Raw genomic sequence first — 20525 nt, 5'->3', positions numbered from 1 at the left:
GGCGCGTCCCCCTCTCCTTCGGTGTCCTACAGGGGCCTGCTGGGGTCCTACTAGGTCACTTCTTTACACGAACAGTCTTTGTGGACCGGGTCTCGAGGGTCATCTCGTCTGCCTCCGCGACCTTCGCCTTCAGTCGCACAGTACCTGTCGCGGCATCGACCACGTCCACCACCTTCGCAAGCAGTTTCGCAGTATCGGCGTTCCCGGAGACACTCGCGAGCTGAACGGCACGGCCCAGTTTGGCCGTTGCTCCATCCATATCGCCCGCTTTGCGGAGGTCCAGTCCCTGTTGGATGACCTGGGCCAGTTCGGCCTGCCCGGTGTAGTGCGCCACCTGTGGGTTGATCGAGGTGGAGGCGGCCATGTCGTCGGTCCACACGGCCCTCACGAGGCCCTGGGCGCCCAGGTTCTGCACGCTCCCTCCCCCACTCCCGGCCGCGCTCGAGCGGGAGGTGCCCCCAGGCTGCGGAATGACCAGGGAGACGCGGGCGGCGAGCATCTCCTGGCCGATGTTCGCGGCCGGGACCTCGACGCAGACGTGGTAGTCACGGGACTCGTCGCCCCAGGAACCGGTGGGGTAGTCCCCGGACCGCGGGCCGGACTCGGTGCGGCGGTCGGTCAACTCCTCGACGGTCGGGGCGACCTGCTTGACGAACTTGACGCTGGTGCCGACCGGGGTCCACAGCCGGAGCGCGACGTCCGCGACCTCCTTGCCCATCGCCGTCTCCATCATCTGCGTGAAGTCGGCGGCGAGGCCGGCCGGGTCGGCGACGATGTCGGCGGTGCCGAGCAGGGCGGAGGCGATCCCTGTGACTTCTTTCACTTCCCAGTCGGTGCCCACGCCGCGGGCGTCACAGGTGAAACGGCCGGCGCAGGAGTCCAGGGCGGCCTTGAGGTCCTCCGGCGACTCGTGCTCGTTGCGGCCGTCGGTCAGCAGGATGCCGTGGCGGATGGCGACGTCAGCGGTGGACAGCAGCCGGTCGGCCAGACGCAGCCAGGTGCCGATCGCCGTGCCGCCGCCCGCGCTGAGCCGGCGCAGGGCCTGCTTGGCCTGCCCGCGGGTCGTGGCGTCGGCGACCGCGAGCTGCCCGCCGCCCGGGTAGACCTCCTTGGCCACGTGGGTGCCGTCGATCACCGCGAACCGCACGCCGTCGCGCAGGGTGTCGATGGCGGCGGCCGTGGCGTCACGGGCGTTGCGCATCTTGGTGGGCGGGTAGTCCATCGAGCCCGAGCAGTCCACCATGATCGCCACGGCGGCGGACGGGCCCTGGCCCGGCGAGTAGAGGTGCGGTGCCGCGACGGCGCTGCCGACCGTGCCGCCGCCGGTGGCGGTGACCGTCACGATCGCGTTGACCTCGCGGCCGCCTTCCGGCAGGTACTCGTTCTGGTAGACGTCCACCGAGAACTGCGGCACGTTCGACTTCGAGAAATTGGCCATGCCTGATCGAATCCCCCTTGGAACCCCCACGGTCGTGGGGTGATGACGGTCGGCGGACCGGTCCCCTCCGGTCCGCCGCTGCTTCCCCGTGTGCGACGTGCGTTGTACGGCTTTGTGCGGCCTCAGGCCGATCCTGCCCCCTGCGCGGGGGCGGGGAACGGCAGGACCGCCACTGTTACGTTGTCGTGCCCGCCGCCGTCCAGCGCGTGCCCGACGAGTACGCGGGCGCCGTGCAGCGGGCGTACGGCGGCGTCGAGGGGGAGGGCCTCGGCCATCTCCTCGGCCGCCTCCGCGTAGTTCCACAGGCCGTCGGTGCACACGACGACCGCACCGGGGCGGTCCGGCTTGAAGGACGCGGTGTGCGGTTCGAGTTCGTAGGCGTCGGCGCCGAGCCAGCCGGTGATCGCGTGGGCGCGGTCGTCGGCGTAGGCCTCCGCCTCGTTCATCAGTCCCGCCGCGACCATCTGGGCGGCCCAGGAGTCGTCCTCGGTGAGCCGGGCCGGGGGTGAAGTGCGGTCCGCCGGGACCCAGTAGACGCGGCTGTCGCCGACCCAGCCGACGACCAGCAGGCCGGCGGTGACGACCGCGCCGACGAGGGTGCAGGCGGGGGCGTTCTGGTGCGGGGCGTGTTCGCGGGCGGTGGCGGGTTCCGCGGCGAGCGCGTTGACCGCGTGCGAGGCGGCGACGATCGCCTCGTGCATGGCCTGCTGCGGGTGCGTGCCCTGCGGCAGGGCCGTCAGCAGCGACTGGCTCGCCGCCCGGGACGCGGCCAGGGAGGCGTCGTCGGGGCGGGTCGCGGAGGACACGCCGTCGCAGACGATCGCCACGAGTGCGGGGGAGCCGTCGGGCAGCGCGGTGTGGCCGATGCCGAAGGCGTCCTCGTTGCGGTGGTGGCGCAGGCCGCGGTCGCTGACGGCGGCCACGGCGCCCGACTCCTGCTCCATGTGGTCGCGTTCGCGCGGCTGGGCGTGCCCGCAGTTCTCGCAGTAGCCGTCGTCGTCGACCCGTCCCGCACGGCAGGCCACGCACACCTTGGCGCTCTCCGCGACCACCGCGGCCTCGGCGGCCACCCGCGGGTCGGGGGCCTGCAACGGATACTCCTCCGGCTCCGCCGGCCGGTCGAAACGGACACCGGAGACGGGGGTGCCAGGGGGCGGGGGCGGCACGGGGCCGCCGCCGGGAGGCTCGGGGCTGTCCGGAGGCAGGTGAGCCGCGGCGGACGCCGGCGGCGGCAGGTGCCCCCCGCCGGCGTCCGGCCCGGGCAGCGGCGCACCGCTGAAGGGCGAGCCGGGAGCGGGCGTACCGCCCGTGTCAGCGCGGGGCGTCGGCACACCGCTGAAGGGCGCGCCCGGCATCGGCGCACCCGTCACGTCCGCCCCCGGCAGCGGCGCACCGCCGAACCCCGAGCCCGGCGACGACGCACCGCTCGTGTGAGAGCCCGTCACCGGCGCCCCGCCGATGCCCTGGCCGGGGACCGACGTGCCGGTCACCGCACTCGGTACCGGTGCCCCGCCGTTCCCCTGGCCCGGCACCGACGTACCGGCAACCACGTTGGGCACGGGCGCGCCCGTCACCGCTCCGGGCACCGACGCACCGGGAACCGCTCCGGGCACCGGTGTGCCGACAGCCGCGCCCGGCGCCGGTGTACCGACGCCCGCGCCCGGCGTCGGTGTGTCGGTATCCACGCCCGGCACAGCCCCCCCGTTCACCTCCGTGCCGTTCATCGTGAGGGTCGGGTTGTCGGCCGGGTGGGGGGGCACGGCTGACAGGTCGTATCCGCACGCGCCGCAGAAACGGTCGCCCGCGTCGAGCGGCTCCGCGCAGCTCGGGCAGGTCGGCAGGGCGGTCTGCCGGGGCATCTGGGACATCAACTACACCCACGTCCGGGGGCGGTAACGATTGGCACGTTCCACCAGGTCGATCCTCTCCTCACCGCCGGTCGCCAGCCGGGCCAGCGTGCGGTACGAACGCTCCAGGCCGAAGCGGAGCCCCCGCTCGTCCAGGTCGCTGCCGAGCAGTACCCGACGGGTTCCGGGGCCGGCGCCCTGGCCACCGGAGAGTATCCAGTCCAGGGCGCTGCCGAGGACTTCCGCCGACAACTGCTCGCGCCGCGTCGGATCCAGCCCGTACGCGTCCAGCGCCTCGACCTGCGCCGCGGCGGCGGTGAGGTCCTCCAGGAAGGGTACGTCGGAGGCGGCCGCCGTCCGCTGCCGCAGCCGGGCGCGGACGGCCGCGACGCGGGCGGCCGTGTAGTGGATGGAGGACTCCGGCACGGACTCCAGCGTGCGTACGGCACTTCGGCGGTCGCCGGCCGCGAGTTGCACGCGGGCCAGGCCGAACGCGGCGCTCACATAGCTCGGGTCGGTCGACCACACGAGCCGGTAGTACTCGGCGGCGTTGTCCAACTGCCCCAGCAGCTCCGCGCACAGGCCGAGCGCCAGCTTGGGCGCGGGCTCGCCCGGGAAGGCGTCGTAGATCGCGTCGAAGGCGAGCGCGGCGCCCTCCTCGTCGCCGGTGACCAGCGAGGCCACGCCCCGGTACCACACGACCCGCCAGTCGTCGGGCCGTTCGCCCTCCAGCTTGGTCAGGGCCGTGAGGGCGGCGTCGAAGTCGCCGTTCTCCAGCCAGGCGCGGACCTGCCGCAGCCGGGTCTCGACGGACGGCGCCGGCGCGGCCGCGAGGGCGGTGATCAGTTCGGCCGGCGCGGAGGTCAGCAGGCCTGCCAGGAAACCCGCGTTGGGGTCGGCCGGGTCGACGTGCGGGACGGGCAGGGCGAGGGCGGCGGCGGGGGCGTCGACGGGCTTGACGAGGCCGGGCGTGCCGGCCCCGGCACCCGGCGGCGTGAGGACTCCCGCGCCGGGCAGCGTCACGGCTGCCGCGCTCGGCAGCGTGGCCGTACCGCCGTTCGGCGCCCCGGCCGTGGCCGAACCGCGGGCGGGTCGCGCGGGCCTGACGATCCGCGCGCCCAGCCGCGACACCTCGCCGTTCAGCTTGGGGAACAACTCCGTGTCCGTGACCTTCACTTCGGGCCCGAACAGCGTCGACAGCGCGGGCCGCGCCCGCCCCGACTGCAGCGAGACGACCTCGCGCAGCACACCCGTCAGCTGCTCCGCCATCTCCTGCGCGGAGGCGAACCGGCGGGCCGGGTCGGGGTCGGTGGCGCGGACCAGGAGCCGGTAGAAGGACTCGTACCGGCGGAAGACCTCGATGGAGTCCGGGTCGGGGAGCGAGTCGGCGAAGACGGTGGTGTAGCCCTGGAAGTCGAAGGTCAGGACGGCCAGCGTGCGGCCGACCGTGTAGAGGTCGCTGGCGACCGACGGGCCGACCTCGGCGACCTCCGGCGCCTGGTAGCCGACCGTGCCGTAGATCGCCGACTCGTCGTCGTCCATGCGGCGCACGGCGCCCATGTCGATCAGCTTGAGCTGGTCCTCGGTCTGGATCGCGTTGTCGACCTTGAAGTCGCAGTACAGCAGGTTGCGGCTGTGCAGATGGCCGAGCGCCTCCAGGGCCTCGATGCCGTACGCGCACGCCTGCTCCACCGGCAGCGGGTCCCGCTTGCCCTCGGCCGTGCGGCGCGTGTTGGCGATCTCCTTGAGGGACTTGCCGCCGACGTACTCCATGACGATGTAGCCGTCGAGCGAGCCCGTGCGCTGGTCGAGGTGTTCGACGAAGTTGTAGATCCGCACGATGTTGGAGTGCTCGATCTCGGCGAGGAAGCGCCGCTCAGAGATCGCGGCGGCCATCGCGTCCTGGTCGCCGGTGTCCAGGAGGCCCTTCAGCACCACCCAGCGGTCCGACACCGCGCGGTCGACGGCCAGGTAGATCCAGCCGAGGCCGCCGTGCGCCAGGCAGCCCACGACCTCGTACTGGCCGTGCACGACGTCGCCGGCCTTCAGCTTGGGGACGAAGGAGTACGGGTGGCCGCACTTGGTGCAGAAGCCCTCCGTGCGCCCGGGGCGGTCACCGCGCGCGCGGCCCACCGGCGCACCGCAGTCGGAGCGGGAGCAGAACCGCTTGCGCTCGGGCACCTCTGGGTTGTCGAGCACCATCGCGCGCGGGTCCGGCCTCGGCACCTGCGGCACCGAGACGAGCCCGACGCCGAGCCGTGCGCGCCCGGAGGAACCGGCCGACGAACCGGAGCTGCGCACCGACACCGAGCGGCCCGTCGACTTGCCCGACAGCGACCGCGAGAGCCGGCCCGACACCGAGCGGCGCGACTTCGACGACTGCGAGGACGTACGCGAACTGCGGGCGCTGCGTCCGCTGGAGCGTGAACTGCCGCTGCCCGCCGAGCCCCTGCCGCCGCCGGTCACCCCGGTGGGCGGCGAGCCGACCGGTCCTCCCCCGGACGAGACGACCGGGGCCAGACCGCAGGTGTCGCAGTACAGCTCGCCGCCGCCCACGTCCTCGTACGACCCGTCGCAGCCCGGCCGCTGGCACGTCTGTCCTGCCTGACTCATGACCCGTACTCCCCCCTGTGGTCCTGAGGTCCGCCCTGCTCGGGCACGCGCGGGGCGGCGAGCAGTTCGGCGGCCGCCTGCTGGTAGCGCAGGACGGCCTGTTCGGCGACGCGCAGGTCGCAGGGCGCGCTCCACAGCATGCGGCGCGCCGCGTCGTAGCGCTCGATGAGGAACGGGTCCTCGGCGAGCCCGTGCCGGGCGACCTTCGCCTTGTACGCGTCGAGGCGGCCGCGCAGCTCCGCGCGGACCGCCAGCGGCGCGGTGACCGCGGTCAACGACTCGCGGGCGCGCAGCAGTTCGTCCTCCGCCTTCTGCTCCAGGGACTCCAGCAGCGGGGACAGCCGGTGCCACTGGGCCTGTCTGCGGTACTCGGCGGCCGTCGCCAGCTGTTCCTGCAGCGCGGTCGGCGGCCCGCTGACCACCGGCACCTCCGTCGCGGCGATCTTCGCGAGCACCTCGCCGCGCGCGGTCCGCGCCTCGGCGAGCGTACGGTCCGCCCGGCTGAGGACGTCCCGCAGCCGCACCAGCCGCTGCTCGGCGTCCTGACGGACGGTCAACACGGCGTCGATCTCCCGCCGTACGTCCTCCAGCGCGCGTGCCTCACGGTCGTAGACCGTGGTGTCCGGGCGGCCGCCGCCGGGCGCCGAACTGCCCTGCGCGGGCACCCAGTACGCCAGCGGGTCCGACACCACCTGCTCGCGCAGACGTGTCAGGGTGCGCGTGATGCGCTCCAGGTCGTCGCCCGCCGGATGCTCGCCCGGGCGGACACCGACGGAGTGCGCGAGCCGGCGGGTGCGCTGCAGCTCCGCGGCCAGTAAATCGATGCGGGCGGGCAGTGCCGACCACACCGCGTCGGCGGCGACGACCATGTCCAGCGACGACGCGTACAGCTCGTTCATCCGGTCGACGAGCTCGGTCAGCGAGAAGCTCTGGCTGAGCTTGCCCGTGCCGTGCAGGGTGGGCGCGCCCGCCAGCGCCGAGCCGGCGACCGTGACGGACTCGCCGCGCAGCAGCTCCGTCAGCTCCACCAGGTCCTCGCGGCTGGACCAGCGGCGTCGCGAGCGGATCTCCCGCGCGGAGCGCAACGCGTCCGTGTACGCGTCGAAGTACGCCCACAGCAGCGTGATCGACGCCTCCGCGTCCGCCCAGCGCTCCTTGGTGACGCCGGTGAGCTCGGCACCCTCGAGGAGCCTGCGGCCGGCGTGGTCCTGGAGGGCCAGCAGCGAGGTCTCGATCGCCTCGTGCTCCTGGCCGAGCCGCGCCAGCGCACGGTCCACCTCGTCCCGGTCCATTACCGGCCCGGGGGGTCCCGTGACGCCCATCGATCACCTCTCGCTGCTGTGTCGGTCTCTCGCTCGGTCCGTCGCCTGCCCGTCGGTCACGTCAACTCGTGCGCAGGTACTGCGGCGCGGGCGGCCTCGACGTCGCCGCGTCCTCACCCAGTGTGGCCGACAGCCACTTGTCGTACGACGCCTGCCAGCCGTTCGCGCGGTACTGCACCAGGATCTGGTTGACCCGGCGTACCAGATCGTCGGCGTCCTTCTTCATCGCCACGCCGTAGTACTCGGCCGTGAACGGCGCGCCCTTGAGTTCCACCGTCGGGTCCTGCGCGGCCTGGCTGGCCGCCAGCGCGCCGTCGGTGACGACCGCGTCGACCTCGCCGAGCTGCAACCGCACCAGGCAGTCGAGCTGGTTGGGGACGGTGGTGGAGATGTCGGTCGTGGCGGGCAGCGTGCCCGTCTCGAGGTCGTCGGTCAGCCGCGTGTTGGCGGTCGAACCGGCCGCCGTGCAGACCTTCTTCTTCGCCAGCGTGTCGTTGTAGCCGGTGATCGTCGAGGACTTGGGGGCGAGGACCTGCTGCCCGGTCCTGAAGTACGGCGCGGAGAACGCGACGTCCTTGATGCGGTCGCAGGTGATCGTCATCGTGCGGACCACCATGTCGACCCGGCCCTCCTTGATCGCCGGGATGCGCTGGTTGGTCGGAATCGCCTTGAACTGCACAGCGTTCGGGTCGCCGAGGATGTCCTGGGCGATCCGGTGGACCAGGTCGATGTCGAAGCCCTCCAGGCCGGCACCGGTCGTGTTGGGGTTGCGGTAGCCCCAGCGGTAGCTGTTCTGGTCGACGCCGACGATCAGCTTGCGCCTCTCGCCCTGCCGGGCCTTGATCGCGGCGATCGTCGTGCCGTCCGCGGCCGACGGCGACAGCGTCTGCTGCTCCGGGCTCTTGCACGCCGCGTCGGCCGCGGGGGTGCCCTCGGCGACGCCCCGGCCGCCCGTGCCCGTGCTGCCGTCGCCGTGCGACTGGGTCCACGGCAGCAGCAGCACGAAGGCCAGCGCGAGGGCGCAGACGACCGCCATCGCACCGACTCCGCCCCAGCCCTTCAGGCCGGCCCGCATCCGTCGCGCCCGCATCGTCACGCCCTCTTCCACCGGTACTCCCCCTTTCACCGGTACTCCGACAGCCTGCGGCCGATGCCGAGGACCGCGCCCGCCGCGCCCAGGACGGCCAGCACGGCCGCGCCCAGCGGCAGACCGCCCATCGCGTCCAGACCGTCGCCGGCCGCCTGCCTGAACTCTTTCTCCTCGTGGTCCAGCGCGCTCGCCAGGTTCGCGTCGACGCTGTCGAAGCACTCGCCGGTCGCGCCCTTGCCGCCGATCACCAGGGCGAGTGCCTGCTCGTAGTTGCCGTTGTCGTCCTGGGAGCGGGCCGCGGTGTGGCGCTTCTTCCACTCGGCCATGTTGCTCTCGGCCTGCGTGACCGGCTTCTCGCCCGACGGGTCGTCGGCGAGCCGCGCCGCCTGCGCGAGGCCCTTGCCGAGGACGTTCATGTCCGTGGTGAAGTCGTGGTCGTACCGGTCGACCGTCACCTCCTCCCCGTCGGCCGTCACCTTCACGGTCTCGGCGCCGCGCGCCACGAGCGTGAGGTTCTCGTTGCCGCGGGCCTTGAGGGAGGCGATCCGGGCGTCGTGCAGGACGTTCAGCGAGCGGACACCGTGGTCGTAGGAGTCGTTCAGGCCGGCGCGGGCCACGCTGTGGCCGACGACGAGCCACAGCAGGACGACCGAGGCGGCCGCGGTGGCCGCGACCAGGCCGTGGTTCAGCACACGGTTCGTACGGCGGTAGTTGCGGTGCTGGGCCCAGGCGAGCGCGGCCAGCACGAGGACGCCCAGCGCGATCGCCGCCCACGGGTAGGGGGTGGCGTCCGCGTAGTCGTCCTCGAGGCGCTGGTTCTCCTTCTTGTAGAGATCCTCGGCCGCCGGGAGCATCTCCTTCTGCATCTTCTGGTTCGCGTACCGCAGATAGGCGCCGCCGACCGGGAAGCCCTGCCGGTTGTACGTCCGGGCGCGCTCGACCAGGCCCTTGTACTCCGGCAGCAGCTTGTTCAGCTTGACGATGGCCGCCGCCGAAGGGGAGCCGGGGTCGGAGTTGTTCGCCGCGGTCACCAGCTTCGCGGCGGCCGTGTCGATGCCGTCCTCGTAGCGCTTGCGCGACTCGGCCGTCTCCTGACCGCCCGCCAGGAAGCCACTGGACGCGGCGGTGTTGGCGTCGGCGAGGGAACGGTAGATGTCGGCGGCGGCCGCGCTGAGGGGCTGGCTCTTGTGGAGTACGTCGTCGGCGGCGGCCGAGCGGTCGGTCATCTGCCAGGCGGTGACGGCGCCGAACGCGACGACCAGGAGGGCGAGGAGGGCGCCGATGATACGGAGCCGGCCCGGCTCCGTGGTCGCGGCGGCGCGCAGCTGGTCCGCGCCCTCGGCGAATGCCGTGCGGCGCTTGGGCGGTGCCGCGGTGATCGTTGGCGGGTGTGCCACGTCTCTGACCTCCCCCATGGTCATGTGTCGGCGCCAGTATCGCAGCCAATGCGTGCTGGTGAACACGCGGTGGGTGGGTGTTCGGTTCCGCCTCGGGGGGTGGCGGCCCGTTGTCGGGGTGCGGGTCGATTTCGGCTGGTCGTGCCCACGCGGCGGAGCCGCACATCGATACGGCCCCGCGCCCTTTGGGTGGGTGCGCTCACGTCCGGAAGAAGTCTCGCACCCTTCCCCGCGCCTCCACCCCCGCTCCCATGCGGTCCAGGCCCAGCATCGCCGCCCCCAGCACCGGCCTTTCCCGTACCACCCGCGGCACGGCCTTGGGCGCTCGCGCTGCCAGCAACTCCCGTACACCGTCGTCAAGTTGCAGGTGCCCTGCCGCCAGGACGCCACCGCCCAGCAGTACCGGCGTCTCCTCCTCCAGCAGTTCCAGCCGGGTCAGGGCCACCACCGCCATCGTCACGACCTCCTCGGCCAGGCGGTCGACGAGTGTGCGGGCCAGTTCGTCGCCCTGGGCCGCCGTCGCGAAGAGGACGGGGGTGAGTTCGTGGCGGCGGGCGGGTGGGATGCGCTCCAGGTGCAGGGCTTCGATCAGGGCGTACATGGACGGCAGGGCGAAGTGGGCCGGGAGCGTGCGGGCCAGGGCCGTCGGGCCGCCGCGGCCGTCCTCCGCCCTCGCCGCGTGCCAGACGGCCTCCTCCGCCAGACCCCAGCCGCCGCCCCAGTCGCCGGAGAGGCGGCCGAGGGCGGGGAAGCGGGCGGTACGGCCGTCGGGGCGCATGCCCACGCAGTTGATGCCGGCGCCGCAGACGACGGCCACGCCCCGGGGCTCGGCCACGCCGGCCCGCAGGATGGCGAACGTGTCGTTGCGGACCTCCACCGACGCGCCCCACGCGCGTGCGTGCAGGGCCGCCGCCAGCTGTTCCTCCTCCACGGGCAGGTCGGCGTTGGCCAGGCAGGCCGAGACGTGGGTCGCCGAGGTGACGCCGGCGGCGGTGTACGCGCGCGTGACGGTGTCGGCGAGGGCGTCCACCGCCGGGCCCACGCCCACGGTGGGCGGGCGGAAGCCGCCGCCGCGGGCCGTGGCGAGGACCTCGCCGTCGGCGGCCACGACGGCGACGTCGGTCTTGCTGTTGCCCGCGTCGATGGCGAGGACGCTTGCGGTCAGGCCCACGCGAGGTGCTCCCGGTTGTGTGCGACGAGTCGGTCGGTCAACGTGTCGGCGTACTCGTACTGGCCGATCAGGGGGTGGGCCAGGAGGGCCCGGAAGACGCGGTCCCGGCCGCCGTGCAGGGCCGCCTCCAGGGCCAGGTGCTCGTAGGCGGTCACGTTGGCCATGAGGCCCGCGAAGAGCGGGTCCGGGGGTGCCGTCGGCAGCGGGGACGGGCCCTTCGGGCCGACCGCCGCCTGGATCTCGATCACCGCGTCGTCCGGGAGGAAGGGCAGCGTGCCGTGGTTGTACGCGTTCACCACCTGGTAGGGGCTGCCGGAGCCGGTGAGCAGCGCGGCCGCCAGGTCCACGGCGGCCTCCGAGTAGTAGGCGCCGCCGCGCCGCGCCAGCAGCTCCGGCTTCGCGTCCAGGGACGGGTCGCCGTACATCCGCAGCAACCGCCGTTCCATCTCGGCGACTTCCGCCGCCCGGGACGGCTTGGTGCGCAGCTCCCGGACGACCTCGTCGTGGGCGTAGTAGTAGCGCAGGTAGTACGACGGGACCACCGCCAGGCGGTCCAGGAGGGGGCGGGGCAGGTGCAGGTCCGCCGCGATCGTGTCGCCGTGGTCGGACAGCAGCTTCGGCAGGACGTCCTCGCCCTCCGGGCCGCCGAGACGCACCCCCGTCTCCCAGGTGAGGTGGTTGAGGCCGACGTGGTCCAGATGGACGTCCGCGGGCGCGACCCCCAGCAACCCCGCGAACTTGCGCTGGAAGCCGATCGCCACGTTGCACAGACCGACCGCCCGGTGCCCGGCCTGGAGCAGGGCGCGGGTGACGATGCCGACCGGGTTGGTGAAGTCGATGATCCAGGCGCGGGGGTTCCTACGGCGGACCCGTTCGGCGATGTCCAGGACCACCGGGACCGTGCGCAGCGCCTTGGCGAGGCCGCCCGCGCCGGTCGTCTCCTGGCCGACGCAGCCGCACTCCAGGGGCCAGGTCTCGTCCTGCTCGCGGGCGGCCTGGCCGCCGACGCGGAGCTGGAGGAGGACGGCGTCGGCGCCGTCGACCGCCGCGTCCAGGTCGGAGGTCGTGACGATCCGGCCGGGGTGGTCCTGCCGTGCGAAGATGCGGCGGGCCAGACCGCCGACCAGCTCCAGGCGTTCCGTCGCCGGGTCGACGAGGACCAGCTCCTCCAGCGGGAGCGTGTCCCGCAGGCGGGCGAAGCCGTCGATCAGTTCGGGTGTGTAGGTCGAGCCGCCGCCGACCACGGTTAGTTTCACTGAGGAGTGCCTCGCTTTCAGGCGCTGGGGACGATGGTCATCGGCTGGGGGTCCGGCCCGCCGCGCAGCGGCAATCGGGGACAGCGTCCCCCGGGGAGATACGGCATAGCGAGTCAACCCTTGACTCCGGTCAGGGTGACGCCCTCGACGAACGCCTTCTGCGCGAAGAAGAACACGAGGATCACCGGGGCCATGACGAGCACGGTGGCCGCCATGGTGAGGTTCCAGTCGGTGTGGTGGGCGCCCTTGAAGGACTCCAGGCCGTAGGAGAGGGTCCAGGCGGCCGGGTTCTCGGAGGCGTAGATCTGCGGGCCGAAGTAGTCGTTCCAGGCGTTGAAGAACTGGAAGAGGGCGACGGCGGCGATGCCGGGCTTCGCCATCGGCAGGACGACCTTCAGCAGGGTGCGCAGGTCGCCGCAGCCGTCCACCTTCGCCGCGTCGACGTACTCGTTGGGGATGGTCATCAGGAACTGGCGCAGCAGGAAGATGGAGAACGCGTCGCCGAACGCCAACGGGATGATCATCGGCCACAGCGTGCCCGACAGGTCCAGCTGCTTCGCCCAGAACAGGTACATCGGAATGACGACGACCTGCGGAGGCAGCATCATCATCGAGATCACCAGCATGAGCGTGAGATTCCGGCCCCGGAAGCGGAACTTGGCCAGCGCGTACGCCACGGGGATCGACGACACGACGGTGAGGACCGTTCCCAGTCCGGCGTAGATCAGCGTGTTCTTCCACCAGGTGAGGAACCCGGGGGTGTCGAAGACCTTCCGGTAGTTGGCCCACTCCCAGGTGTGCGGGATCAGGTCCCGGCTGAGGGCCTGGGAGTCGCTCATCAGCGAGGTCAGGAAGACGAACACGAAGGGGAGGGTGAAGAAGAGGGCGGCGGCGACCCCGAGGGAGTGGATCGCGATCCACTCCAGGAGCGCCTTGCGCCGGGCCGTGCGCTCGGGGGACGAGGCGGGGGCCTTCAACTCCACCGGTCGCTCCAGTACTTGGGCCATGTCAGTCACCTGCCTGGATGAGACCGCCCCGGCGCCGCATCAGGAGCGCGGTGAACGCCATCGACAGGGCGAAGAGGACCAGGGCCACCACACACGCCGAGCCGTAGTCGAAGCGCTGGAAGCCGAGGTTGTAGACGAGCTGGGGGAGGGTGAGGGTGGAGTGCTCGGGGTAGCCGGGCTCGAACATGGTGCCCGCGCCCTGGATCACACCCGAGGCGACCTTTCCGGCGACCAGGGGCTGGGTGTAGTACTGCATCGCCGCGATGACCCCGGTGACGACGGCGAACATGATGATCGGCGAGATGTTCGGCAGGGTGACGTACCGGAACCGCTGCCACGGCGACGCGCCGTCCAGCTCGGCCGCCTCGTACTGCTCCTTCGGTACGTCGAGCAGTGCTGCCATGAAGATCACCATCAGGTCGCCGACGCCCCACAGGGCCAGCAGGGTGAGGGCCGGCTTGGACCAGCTGGGGTCGTTGAACCAGGCCGGGGCCGGGACGCCGATCTTCTCCAGGAGCGAGTTGACCGGGCCCGTACCGGGGTTGAGCAGGAAGGCGAAGGCCATGGTGGCCGCCACCGGCGGGGCCAGGTACGGCAGGTAGAAGAGGGTGCGGAAGACACCCGTACCGGTCTTGATCTTCGTGATGAGCAGACCGATCCCGAGTCCGAACAGGACCCGCAGGCTCACCATGATGACGACCAGCCAGAGCGTGTTGCGCAGGGCCGGCCAGAAGAAGGGGTAGGACTCGAAGACGTACGTCCAGTTCTTCGTCCCGCTCCAGGTCGGCGGCCGGAAGCCGTCGTAGTGCATGAACGAGAAGTAGACGGTCGAGATCATCGGGTACGCGAAGAAGACCGCGAAACCGATCAGCCAGGGCGAGAGGAAGGCGAGGGTCCGCAGGGCCTGCTTCCGCTGCTTCGCAGCGAGGCCGGCCCGGCGGCGCCCCGCCCTCGACGTGTGGGTGGCCATCGCTACTTCGCCTGCGCGATGTCCGTGTCGATCTGTGCGGCCGCCTTCTTCAGGCCCGTCTGCAGGTCGGTGAGCTTGCCGCTCTCGTAGTCGTAGCCGAGCTGCTGGATGGTGGTGAGGTAGACGCCGCCGTTGACCGAGGCCGGGGAGGTGGTCGAGTACGGGTTCGCCGCGATGTCCAGGAAGGTCTTGAAGCGCGGGTCGTACTTCAGCTTCGGCGACTTCAGGGCGGCCAGCGTCGAGGGCACGTTGTGGATGGCGTTGGAGAAGTTCACGACCGCGTCCGTGTCGGTGGTCATGTACTTCACCAGTTCCCAGGCCGCGTTCTGCTTCTTGCTGGTGGCGGCGATGCCGGCGATGGTGCCGGTGATGTAGCCCTTGCCGTACTGGTCCAGCTGGTCGTCGGGGACGGGCAGCGGGGCGACGCCGATCTCGAAGTCCGGCTTGGCGTCCAGGGCCATCCCCAGCCGCCACTCGCCGTCGAGCTGCATGGCCACCTGGCCGGTGTGGAAGGGGTGCTTGGGGCCCCACTCGTCGCCGAGACCGGCGCGGAACTTCTCCAGCTTCTGGAAGCCGCCGAGTTCGTCGACGAGCTTCTTCTGCAGCTTCAGAGCGTCGGTGACGGCCGGGTCGGTGGCGATGGTCGACTTGCCCGACTTGTTGAAGTAGGTCGGCGAGAACTGGCCCATGTAGTGCTCGGTCGTCGTCTCCCAGCCGTGGTAGTTCGGCATGAATCCGAGCTGCTTGTACGTGTCGCCCTGGGGGATCGTCAGCTTCTTGGCGTCGGTCTCGAACTCGGACCAGGTCTTGGGCGGGGCGGTGATGCCGGCCTTCTTGAACGCGGTCTTGTTGTAGTAGAGGCCGTAGGCGTCGCCCAGCAGCGGCACGGCACAGCGGTTCAGGTCGTACTGGGTGTACTCGTTCATCGCCTTCGGGAAGGTGGCGTTCGGGTCGATGCCCGACTTCTTGAAGAACGGGTTGAGGTCGACCAGGGCGCCGGAGGAGCAGAACTTGCCGACGTTGTTGGTGGTGAACGACGAGATCACGTCGGGCGCCTTGCTGCCGCCCGCCCGCAGCGCCTGGTTGATCTTGTCGTCGGTCATGTTGCCGACGACGTTCACATGGATGTTGGGGTGCGCCTTCTCGAAGCCGGCGATCAGCGCCTTCACGGCGTTCACCTCGTTCGGCGCGCTCCAGGCGTGCCAGAAGGTGATGGTCTGGTCCTTGGACGCGTCATCGCTCGCGCCGGCGGCGGACTGGCCGGTACAGGCGGTGGTGGTCAGGAGCAGGGCCGTCGAGGCAGTCAGGGCGAAAGCCGCGTTTCGGACGACTTCGGGTATGCGTGTGGGCATGACGGGGCCTCCCAGGGACAGGGCGGGGTGAGGTGAGGGAAGAGGAGAGAGCGGAAAGGGGGGTGGGTCTGTGGGTGGGGCTCAGCGCGAGGTGTCGAAGACCTCGTCGCGGGTGGCGGCCAGCGCGCTCTCCAGCGCGCCGCGCAGCACGGGCCGTTCGGTGACGTCGCCGACGACGAGCTTCGGCCGGGAGGCGGCCAGTTCCTCCAGCTCGGCCTGGACGAGGGCGCGGAGCACCTCGCCGCCGGCGGTCAGGGAGGCGCCGCTGAGGACGACGAGTTCGGGGTCGAGGACGGAGACGAGCGAGGCGAGACCGGTGGCGAGCCGGGTCGCGTACGTCTGGAGCAGCAGTCGGTGCAGGACGGTGTCCTCGGCCGCGGCCCGCTCGACGAGCGCGGCGGCGACCTCGGCGTACGGCCCGGTCGGGATGGCGCCGATGCCCAGCTCCCGGGCGAGCTGCGGGATGGCCTGCGAACCGGCCAGCTCCTGGTAGCCGCCACTGTTGGCTTTGGTCACCTGCCGGACGAGGGGTGCGCCGGGAACCGGCAGGAAACCCACCTCTCCCGCGCCGCCGGTCCAGCCGCGGTGGAGCCGCCCGCCGAGGACGAGGGCGGCGCCCAGGCCGCCTTCGTTCCACAGCAGCACGAAGTCCTCGTGCCCCCGGGCCGCGCCGAGCCGCTGTTCGGCGACCGCGACGAGGTTGACGTCGTTCTCGTACTCGACCGGCATCGGCAGCGCTGCGGCGAGGTCGTCGAGCAGCGCGGGGGAGTGCCAGCCGGGCAGGTGGGAGGCGTAGCGCAGACGGCCCGTGGTGGGGTCGAAGGCGCCCGGTGTCGCGACGACGAGCCGCCGCACGTCGTCCCGGGCCAGCCCCGCCGCCTTCACCGTGCCGTCGAGCGCCTCGGTGACCTGCCGTACGACGGCCTCCGCGCCCTTCCTGCCGGGCGTGGGCACCTCGTAGGCGCCCACCGTCCGGCCCGTGACGTCGGCGACGGCGGCGAGGATCCGCTCGGGGGTGACATCGAGCCCCGCCGCGTAGGCGGCGGCCGGGTTGACCTCGTACAGCTGGGCGTTGGGCCCGGGCCGGCCCTCGGTGGTGCCGGTCGCCAGCACCAGCCCCGCCGCCTCCAGCCGGGCCAGCAGCTGGGAGGCGGTCGGCTTGGACAACCCGGTGAGCTTGCCGATCCGGGTCCGGGACAGGGGGCCGTGTTCCAGCAGGAGGTCCAGGGCGGCCCGGTCGTTCATGGCGCGCAGGACGCGCGGGGTGCCCGGCGTACCGGCGGTTCCTGCCATGGGGTCGACACCTGCCTTTCTGAGCTGCCCAGCTTCTCAGTGAGGCCGGAGGGAAGTCCATCGCGGATTCCCCGGGGATCACTGTTAGGAAGGTTTCCTATCGGATGCAGGGAAGGTAGGCCCGAGGAGAAGCAGCCGTCAAGGAGGGAAAGACAAAACGCCCCCGAGGCAACAGAGTCGTTACCTGGCAGGGGCGGTGGGTGTCGCGGCCGACCGAGCGGGAGGCTCAGTCCTCGACGAAGGGGGCCGTGTCGAGGGTGGGATAGGGCGCGGGGAGCGGGAGGGGGTCCCCGAGGTCGACCTTGGTGTCGGTGGCGTAGTAGGCCTCGGTGGGTTTGTCGCCGGGGAGGACGGGGTCCGTGTAGCAGTGGGCCGTCCCGGCGTGACGGTCGATCAGGACATAGGCCGGGATGCCGACGGCGGCGTAGGTGCGCAGTTTCGGACCTGTGTCGGTCTCGTGGTTGGTCGAGGTGACCTCGCCGACGAGGGCGACCATGTCGATGGGATACCAGCCCTTGTGCGCCTTGCGGTACGACTCGTCGAGCTCTGTCGGCCTGCGGCGACGGACGTAGAAGTCGGGAATGAGGAGGGCCATGGTCCTGCCGTCCTTGTGGGCGGCACGGTAGCCGTTGCCCATGCCCACCAGGCGGAAGCCCGCTGCGCGAAACTGATAGCTCAGCTCGAAGGTACCGTCGTTGTGCTGGTCGTTCGGCGTCGGCGGCACGATGGCCATCCCCTCGATGTACTCGGGTCGAATCGGCGCCACTGACGCCTTCTCGATCGCGATCAACAAGTCGATGGGGTCCTGCTGCGTCATGACCGGCTCCACGATCAGTTCGGCGCTCATTCCGGGTTCTCCTCGTCACGCTGATGCCAGGCTAAGCCCGCGCTGGGTGCCCCGGCAGAACGATGGGGCATTCCGGCGCGCACACCGCGCCGGAATGCCCCAGTCGTTCACTCGAACGAGCGTGCTGAACCGTTCCGCTGCTTCGCCTGCCGTACCTACTTCGCCGCGCTCGGCGGGGTCAGCGGTGAGGCCGCCGCCGACTGCGGCGACCCGGTGTTCGCATACACCGACGGGGCCGCCACGCCGGCCGTCGGGTCGGCGTCCGGGTCGGCCTCGGGCGGAACGGTCGGGCCGCCGACGATGGGGATGTCGGCCGCGTCGAAGGCCCGCTTGACGCGCCAGCGCAGCTCGCGCTCCACCGAGAGGGACTTGCCGGGCATCGTCTTCGCGGAGACGCGGACGACCATCGAGTCCAGCAGCACACTGTCCAGGCCGAGCACCTCGATCGGGCTCCACAGGAGCTCGTTCCAGGGCTCCTCCTTGCCCATCTTCTCGGCGACCCCGTCGAGGGTGGCCTTCACCTTGTCCAGGTCCTCGGTGGCCTTGACGGTGACGTCGACGCCGGCCGTCGCCCAGCCCTGGGAGAGGTTGCCGATCCGCTTGACCTCGCCGTTGCGGACGTACCAGATCTCGCCGTTGTCGCCGCGCAGCTTGGTCACGCGCAGGCCGACCTCGATGACCTCGCCGGTGGCGACGCCCGCGTCGATCTGGTCGCCGACGCCGTACTGGTCCTCCAGGATCATGAACACGCCCGAGAGGAAGTCCGTGACCAGGTTGCGGGCGCCGAAGCCGATCGCCACGCCCGCGACACCGGCGGACGCCAGCAGCGGAGCCAGGTTGATCTCGAACGTGCCCAGGATCATCAGCCCGGCCGTGCCCAGGATGAGGAAGCTCGCCACCGAGCGCAGCACCGAGCCGATCGCCTGCGAGCGCTGGCGGCGGCGCTCGGCGTTGACCAGCAGACCGCCCAGGGCCGTGCCGTCCACCGCCTGCACCGTGCGGTTCATCCGGTCTATGAGCTTGGTGATCGCCCGCCGCACCACCACTCTCAGGATCCCCGCGATCACCAGGATCAGCAGGACCCTCAGACCGATCGCGAGCCACGTCGACCAGTTCTCCTCGACCCAGCTGGCGGCGTTCGTCGCGCTCTCCTGGGCGTCCTGGAGGGTCGGGACCGTCACCGTCGGCGACTCGGAGGGAGTCGGCGACGGCGACGTGCCGGCGGCCAGTAGGACGGCGGACAAGGACACGGCAGGTACCTCCACTGCGGCACTGCTCCGTCCGGCGCGGCGGTCGGCGGTCAGGGTGTTCAAGGTCACGAAAAGGTCACCGGACGGGCAGGACCACCACACTAACGGGGCATTGTGTGTGCTTCGCCCGGATGCCCGAAGGAGAGACCGTGCTCACCCGCGCTTGAACTGGTCGTGCGCCGGGGGATGCTTCCGATGTGGTCGAAAACACTCCCAGCCCGTTACCGGGAGATGGTGGCGCGTTCACCAGGCAAGAGGGGAGACTGACCACAGATCGTCCCGGCGCGAGCCACGCGCCGCCGACGCCCGAGGAGGCATCCGTGCCGCATGTCCTGGTCCTTAACGCGTCGTACGAGCCTCTCGGCGTCGTACCGCTCCGCCGCGCGCTGGTCCTCGTCCTGGAGAACAAGGCAGTCTCCCTGGAAGAGTCCGGCGCCTTCATGCACAGCGCGACCGTCACTGTCCCCGCACCCAGCGTGGTCCGGCTCAAGCGATTCGTCCGGGTTCCTTATCGGGGGCCCGTTCCTCTGACCCGGCGGGCGCTGTTCGCCCGCGACGGGGGCCGGTGCATGTACTGCGGTGGCGTCGCAACCAGCGTCGACCACGTCATCCCGCGCAGCCGCGGGGGCAAGCACGCATGGGACAACGTGGTGGCGTCCTGCCGCCGCTGCAACCATGTGAAGGCCGACCGGCACCTCGTCGAGATCGGCTGGCGGCTGCGCCACAAACCCGCCCCACCCACCGGCCTGGCCTGGCGCATCATCGGGACCGGCCATAGGGACCCGCGCTGGCTGCCGTATCTGCAGCCGTACGGCGCGGACGACGCCTTGGCCCGGATCGACGGCATCTCCGCCTGACGACGATCCGGGCTTTTGCATACCCGGTGACCTCAAGGGGCCCCACGCCTCCACCAGCGCGGGGCCCTCGTCGGGGTGCCGTCACGGGTGCGCCCTTTCCACGGTGCGGGCGCGCACTCCTCGACGGTGCGCTCAGGCGCGCGCCCCCTCCCCGCGCGCCCCGCGCACGACGTACAGCGCCCCGCCCACCGTGAAGGCGGCCAGCGCCACCGCCCAGGCGCCCGGCTCGTCACCCGGCCGCACCGGCCACGCCCACACCGTGGCCGCGCGCCCCCGCGGACCGGCCGCCCCCAGGTACACCGCGCCGGCGTAGCCCAAGGCGGGCAGCCAGCTCAGCCGGGCGCCGAGCAGGGCGGCAGCGGCCGCCGTGAGACCGGTGGCGCCGAGCGTGTCGCGCAGCAGGGCGGACGGGCCGAACCCGGACGGTTGCCCGAGCACCATCGCCGACAGCAGGGCCGCGGCGAGCGCGGTGAGGGCCAGGAGATGGACCGCTCGCCGCCGCCACCAGGGGCGCGCGGCCGTACGGTCCAGCTCGTCGGACTCGGAGTGCAGGGTCGTCCCGATCACCGCCGCCGCGAACAGGGGCGCGAGCGCCACGACCGGTGCCAGCCGGTCCGGATCCGGCGAGGCGTCCGGGCCGTGTGCGCCCCACAGAGCGAGACCGGCGGTGGCGCACAGCGCGGCCAGGGCGCGCGGGACGGTACGCGAGCGGGCGTACAGGAGTGGGCCGTCGAGCGCGGTGCCGGAGCGCGAGAGGGCGTAGAGGAGCGTACGGCCGAGCGCGGTGCCGGCCTGCGCGCGGGCGTGCGGATGGA

Annotated in this window: 16 protein-coding genes; 1 reads left to right on the top strand and 15 read right to left on the bottom strand. The window is 71.7% G+C overall.

What is annotated here, in order from left to right:
- Positions 1-55 precede the first annotated feature (55 nt).
- The 14 genes from ACPT94_RS00935 to ACPT94_RS00870 all read right to left on the bottom strand — a co-directional run bounded on the left by ACPT94_RS00935 (position 56) and on the right by ACPT94_RS00870 (position 18853).
- The gene (locus tag ACPT94_RS00935) at positions 56-1438 is read right to left on the bottom strand and encodes a vWA domain-containing protein (RefSeq protein ID WP_360348937.1); all 1383 of its coding nucleotides are present in this window, start codon (positions 1436-1438) and stop codon (positions 56-58) included.
- Between the two features lie 122 nt (positions 1439-1560).
- Positions 1561-2823: a PP2C family protein-serine/threonine phosphatase gene (locus ACPT94_RS00930; RefSeq protein WP_425244912.1), complete on the bottom strand. Its 1263-nt coding sequence runs from the start codon at positions 2821-2823 to the stop codon at positions 1561-1563.
- A gap of 486 nt (positions 2824-3309) precedes the next feature.
- On the bottom strand, positions 3310-5898 hold the full coding sequence (locus ACPT94_RS00925) for a serine/threonine-protein kinase (protein ID WP_425244801.1): 2589 nt from the start codon (positions 5896-5898) through the stop codon (positions 3310-3312).
- Complete coding sequence (locus ACPT94_RS00920; protein ID WP_360348943.1) at positions 5895-7220, bottom strand: coiled-coil domain-containing protein; 1326 nt, start codon at positions 7218-7220, stop codon at positions 5895-5897. Before ACPT94_RS00920 ends, ACPT94_RS00925 begins: the two co-directional genes overlap by 4 nt.
- A gap of 61 nt (positions 7221-7281) precedes the next feature.
- On the bottom strand, positions 7282-8310 hold the full coding sequence (locus ACPT94_RS00915) for a glutamate ABC transporter substrate-binding protein (RefSeq protein WP_425244911.1): 1029 nt from the start codon (positions 8308-8310) through the stop codon (positions 7282-7284).
- 32 nt (positions 8311-8342) lie between these two features.
- On the bottom strand, positions 8343-9731 hold the full coding sequence (locus ACPT94_RS00910; RefSeq protein ID WP_425244800.1) for a hypothetical protein: 1389 nt from the start codon (positions 9729-9731) through the stop codon (positions 8343-8345).
- 175 nt (positions 9732-9906) lie between these two features.
- A complete protein-coding gene (locus ACPT94_RS00905) occupies positions 9907-10878 on the bottom strand; it encodes an N-acetylglucosamine kinase (protein ID WP_360348949.1) in 972 nt (323 codons plus the stop codon).
- Complete coding sequence (locus ACPT94_RS00900; RefSeq protein WP_360348952.1) at positions 10869-12134, bottom strand: 6-phospho-beta-glucosidase; 1266 nt, start codon at positions 12132-12134, stop codon at positions 10869-10871. The genes ACPT94_RS00905 and ACPT94_RS00900 overlap by 10 nt, the downstream gene beginning before the upstream one ends.
- 113 nt (positions 12135-12247) lie before the next feature.
- On the bottom strand, positions 12248-13141 hold the full coding sequence (locus ACPT94_RS00895; protein ID WP_360348955.1) for a carbohydrate ABC transporter permease: 894 nt from the start codon (positions 13139-13141) through the stop codon (positions 12248-12250).
- A gap of 1 nt (position 13142) precedes the next feature.
- Positions 13143-14111 carry a carbohydrate ABC transporter permease gene (locus ACPT94_RS00890; protein WP_360348958.1) on the bottom strand — a complete coding sequence of 323 codons (969 nt, stop codon included), beginning with the start codon at positions 14109-14111 and terminating at the stop codon, positions 13143-13145.
- A gap of 2 nt (positions 14112-14113) precedes the next feature.
- Positions 14114-15463, bottom strand: a complete 1350-nt coding sequence (locus tag ACPT94_RS00885) for an ABC transporter substrate-binding protein (protein ID WP_360348961.1) — start codon at positions 15461-15463, stop codon at positions 14114-14116.
- A gap of 81 nt (positions 15464-15544) precedes the next feature.
- Positions 15545-16756 (bottom strand): ROK family transcriptional regulator, encoded by a 1212-nt coding sequence (locus ACPT94_RS00880; RefSeq protein ID WP_425244799.1) that lies wholly within the window; start codon positions 16754-16756, stop codon positions 15545-15547.
- A 226-nt stretch (positions 16757-16982) separates the two neighbouring features.
- Positions 16983-17603 (bottom strand): Uma2 family endonuclease, encoded by a 621-nt coding sequence (locus tag ACPT94_RS00875; protein ID WP_360348966.1) that lies wholly within the window; start codon positions 17601-17603, stop codon positions 16983-16985.
- 155 nt (positions 17604-17758) lie between these two features.
- On the bottom strand, positions 17759-18853 hold the full coding sequence (locus tag ACPT94_RS00870; RefSeq protein ID WP_360348969.1) for a mechanosensitive ion channel family protein: 1095 nt from the start codon (positions 18851-18853) through the stop codon (positions 17759-17761).
- Between the two features lie 320 nt (positions 18854-19173).
- Between ACPT94_RS00870 and ACPT94_RS00865 the strand changes: the two genes are divergently transcribed.
- Positions 19174-19710 (top strand): HNH endonuclease, encoded by a 537-nt coding sequence (locus ACPT94_RS00865; protein WP_360348971.1) that lies wholly within the window; start codon positions 19174-19176, stop codon positions 19708-19710.
- A 132-nt stretch (positions 19711-19842) separates the two neighbouring features.
- Here the strand turns inward: ACPT94_RS00865 and ACPT94_RS00860 are convergent, their stop codons facing one another.
- Positions 19843-20430, bottom strand: coding sequence for a hypothetical protein (locus tag ACPT94_RS00860; RefSeq protein WP_425244910.1), 588 nt, complete (start codon positions 20428-20430; stop codon positions 19843-19845).
- Between the last annotated feature and the right edge of the window lie 95 nt (positions 20431-20525).

Source organism: Streptomyces aurantiaciflavus, from assembly GCF_049808595.1.
Lineage (GTDB): Bacteria > Actinomycetota > Actinomycetes > Streptomycetales > Streptomycetaceae > Streptomyces.
The sequence above is the reverse complement of the archived record's forward strand: the minus strand, read 5'-3'. Positions and strand labels throughout refer to the sequence as shown.